This window comes from Rhodococcus sp. CX (assembly GCF_015865005.1).
Taxonomy (GTDB): Bacteria; Actinomycetota; Actinomycetes; order Mycobacteriales; family Mycobacteriaceae; genus Rhodococcus.
Map to the genome: position 1 here is coordinate 9,379 of NZ_JADZGH010000266.1, position 4,649 is coordinate 14,027.

The following is a 4,649-nucleotide window of genomic DNA, read 5'->3' on the forward strand; positions in this document are numbered from 1 at the left end:
CGGGGTGCCAGCGCATACGTGGTGATGCGATGTCACCACGGCGATCTTCTCAGCCCGTTTACCGCGGTAAACGAGATGCGACAAACGCACTCGATCGCATACCGGCGACTCGACGCGACACTCGGTATCCGACGAGAGTCATCGAGTGGTGCACATGCTGCGGTTTACCGCGGTAAACCGCAGCACTGGATTGAACCGATCACTTCACGTAGGCACCTATAGGCTGGCGCATAGTGTTACGACCTGCTGAGCGGATCCCACACCAGCTCGATCGGTGCTCGCGGGAAAGCATCTCCGTGAGCACCGCCGCTACAGGCGACTACCGTCAAGCCAGAGTCGTCAATAGTTCACGGCTCTCCGCGTCGGGGCAACGATCCGAAACCCTGTTTACCGCGGTAAACACGGACGATGATGTGGCCGTTGCCCGAAGCAAGAACAAGCCTGGGTCTCGTGGTTTACCGCGGTAAACCACGAGACCCAGGGGAGCCGTCGGCGTTGATCGACAGGAGCCGCCCAGGCAGCTCCAAGTCCACGGCGATCCCTGAGGATGGCCCGCCCGGGCCCGCACGCGGACGTAACGGGCTTCCGGCGGTTCGTCGCGACCGTACTTCGTCGGCGTGGTTTACCGCGGTAAACCACGCGGAGGACTGGTGGACACGCGCGACCGTTCTGGACATGTCAGAAGCACCGCGACTCATGGCTGTTTACCGCGGTAAACAGCCATGAGTCGCATCTCGCTATCACGAAACACCGCCAACGACGAGCCGGTGGGGGAGAGGAGGCTCCCGTGTTTTCGTCGGACGGGGAGCGTGCCTACCTCACAGCGCTACCGGAGGGATTGCTTCGCCTGCGGGAGAGGGCTTCTCGAATCTGATTCATGACCGACATCCTCGTGCTTGTAGAGGCGATTCGCATGTCGCGGTCGGACGCCGTCACGGAAGCTCGCCGGCGTTCCAGGTGCCGCTCCAGTTTGGCCGCGCGGGCGCGTTCGGAGGGGGAGGGGCCGGACCAATCAATGCGCGCCAGGCGCCAGCGCAAGAACCTGATGGGGTGCCTAAGCGAGCCCCGTTCAGGCCAGGTCCAGCCGCGAAGCTTGGTGTCTTCGTTGAGGGTTCTCGCGATATCGCGTCCTGTCCAGCGAGTCGTATCGACGCAATGGTCCCTGAGTGCGTCGCAGACGGATCCGATATGTCTTCCGGTATCTAGAGATGGGGCAAGGGAAATTAGCTCGGCAGCGGCCTTCTGAAGCTGAATCGGTCGAGGATTCTCGTTGTGGGAAGGGGAAGCTCCGGCCGCGTGCGTTCGCGCGCGCGTTGTCTTGTACTTCCTGACGGAAGTAGAACTACATAAAACAACACCAAGAGATTGGGGGCCACCGGTGCGGGATTGTGGATGAATCGGTGGGGTAGGGGTGCGGGGGTCGCGTGAGGCGTTCCCGACGCGTGTAGTGGGTGGAGTGTCCGTGGGCGAGCCAGCGGAGGTAACGCGAATCACGACGGATCTGGGGGAGGTCAGGGCCCAGACGCTTGTCGCCTTCACTTGTTTACGTCCGTGATGGGCTTCGGCGGCCCACTGTTCGATTGTGCGTAGGAATCGGCCCCGGACCATCTCGTGAGCCATCCCCAGTTCGGACAGAACGCGCCGTGCACGCTTGAGGACAGTGATCGAGACGCCGGCTCGCTCGGCGAGGGTCTCCCGTGAGGCGGTGACGCGGCGTCCGGTGCGCTGGTCGGCTACGGCGGCCATGCATACCGCAACGGCGAAGACGCGTTCTGGGTCGATGCTGTGGCGCCGGCATTCTTGAATGCCCGAGTCGCTATTCAGAATTTCTCGGACTTGGCGTTGCCAGATTGCTCGTCCGGACCAGACGGGGGTGGTCGACTGCATTTCTGGTGGTACCGGAATTGACCAGGTTCGACCGCGTTGGTCGCTTTCGATATTGATTTCCTCGACTCGCGCCACGTTTTCTTGTGCGCGAGTTATTGCATCCAAATAGGCGAGGTCATGGGAAGTGGGGGATTGGTGAGTTGCGGCATCCGGCGCGACTGGTGCGGAAAATTCGCGGCGTGTCGTTGTGGAAGTTGTTGTATCTGTGTCAGGGCATGAGTTACCCTGAGACGTACCAAGCACGGTATGTCCCTCCAAGAAAGCGGGACCTATCGAGCACCGATAAGCCCTGGTGGGAGCAGTACTTGGAGCGAAGCGGCAACTTCGGTCCATGTCGAGCGCCAACAGTGGTGAGAACTGAACACACGGTTAGCTGCACTACAACTCGATGAACCTGGTGGAAAGATTCTCGAAGGACAAGCCCCCGTTAGGGGGTTTTGTCTTGTACTGCCCTGTGAGTTATTTACTTATTACTCGTCGGTAAGTTCCGGCTCCTCCCTTCGGTGGGTATCGATGTGGTTTATTTCACCACATCTCCGGTCCGTGATCGCGCAGCGACTCAAATTTTATTTTCGCGTGCGTCGAGAGCGGCTGTCCACGGCCGAGGACGATATTCAGCGTCGATTTTCGGAAATGAGTGTCGGGCACTACTCGGCGCCGTCCCGATCTGAGGGTTCGACGTGGCGCTGTCCTCGAATCGCTCTCGACCGTGCGCTACTCGGTGTCCTGCGCCGGATGAGAGGCTCGCGGCTCGTGCCCGTCGGGGTGGTTGTCCGCAGCGGATCGCGGGTCGAGGTGAAGTGCCGGCACCGAACCCGCCGCGGCGTTCGGTGCCGGATCTGTTGATGGACCCGGCACGGACCCCCGGTGCCGGCTGGGTTTCGGAAAGGGTCCGGGTCGCGCCGTCCGTTCAGATGACGGAGCTGCTTTGCCGGTGCGTTCGTTTCGGCGATACGGACACGCCAGAGCCCTTCCTGTAGGGGAGGGGAGGAACCGGAAGGGGCTCGGGCACGAAACCGACTCGGGGATCCGTCAACCGCGGGGCATCAGAAGAGCATGGCTGTTCCGTCAGCACAACGGGGGACTCCACTGCGTAGTGGTGGTCTGCCGCTCGGGACGACTGTGGTCCGATCACGGTCGATGAGGCCGACGCGAGGTCGTCGAATGGCGAGGTGATGCATGGGAGAGTCGACACGTGACGGTTCTGTGGAGCCAGGATCCTTGTTCAATAGCTGCGGCGTTGTCGGCCACGCGATCCTTTCCCGAGGTCTGGGTGCGGAACCCGAGGCCGTGTTCGCCGGATCGGAACACGGAACACGTGCGCGCGTATACGAGGACGGTCGATTCGGCCGGAGCTGAGCGAGGCCGGTGGGTGTCCGACGTGGTAGGCGTGGAATTGTGCGTCAATACCGCTCACTCATGCGCATCTTCCGGTGGTGCTGCGTGCGGGCCTGCTGCGCGTCGCCGCGCTTGAGATACCTTGTAGTGCCTGGTGCCTGTGGCCCACCGCCCGAAGCCGACGAGGATTGCGGGCTCGGCGACTCATGCCGAGCGTCCGATCTGAACGCTCGAGCCATCCCGAACCCCTGAATCGCATTGTGGACAGCGTCCACGACGAGGCAGCTGTAGTGGGTGGCTGTGCGCTGGAGATGCAGAACTACACGGTCTCGGTAACCGGGGAATGGAGATACAGCTCCGGGCCGATCGAGGAGGGGTCGGTCATGGCTGCACCGAAACCGAGCGGCTCCGGAATCTTCCCCTGAGAGGGCCGGCTTCTCGGACGTGCCTCCGGTGACTTCCCGGGATGCTGACAAGGTTCACCGACGCGATCGCGTCAGCTTCTGCCAGGTTCGGGGTACCAGTGTGTGGCAATCGTTTTGTGGCCCTGAGTGTCCCGGAACACCGATAGCAGCTGCGAGTCCCATCCGAGATCCACGGCCGTGGCCCTCTGTATCAGCCGCGCAAGCTGGGTGTTCGACTCACTGGTGACTTGGTGTGCGCCAGTCGATTCGCGATCGGAATACCTCGCGCCAACCAGCTTCAGCTTCTGAAGTGTGTGTCGACCTGGAGACGATCGGGCGTTCTGGTAGTCGGTGTCTCGGTCCGTGAAGACCAGGGATGCGGTGTCCGGGGAGGCGGAAGCACTCCGGTGCCTCGGCGGGCGAGTTCGGCTGCGGCGTCCGCATGGCGCTCGCGATGGTCGGTGCGTCGAGGAGTTCCAATTGGCGTGTCCTGCTCGGTACCTCGGAGGCAGTGTTCGGAAGGTCCCGAGCGGTCACCCGGTGAACGGCATGGTTGCGTCCGGATTCGCGACGCTCGAGTCGATCACGTCTGTGAGTGGGGTCGAGACGGCGACGATCGACGATGCGACTTGCGTGACCGGGGAAGCCAGACGGGGAGTCGGACCAGTTGGCGGTCCAGACCGGCGATGTGCGTTCCCAGTACTGGCTGGTCTGCCGTGGAGAAGTCCGATATCGGTGTGAGGCTGCTGGTCGCCTTGTGGACGGAGGCGCCGGCCGGGCCGGCGAGCGATCCTACTGCGAGTGCGCGCGTGGAGTGAAGGACCTGGTCGTCGCCGAACTCGACTGCGAGGTCTTGCAGGTATGGACGCCCGACGGGTATCCGAGGATGATCAGGGTCGCACTTGCGGGATTCTGCGTTCTGAGACAGTAGTTTTCGGGCTCGGGTGAGTGTCGAGCGTGTTGCCGACGGAGCCGTGCCGCACCAAGTGGACCCTTACTCCCCAACATGAACGAAAGGCT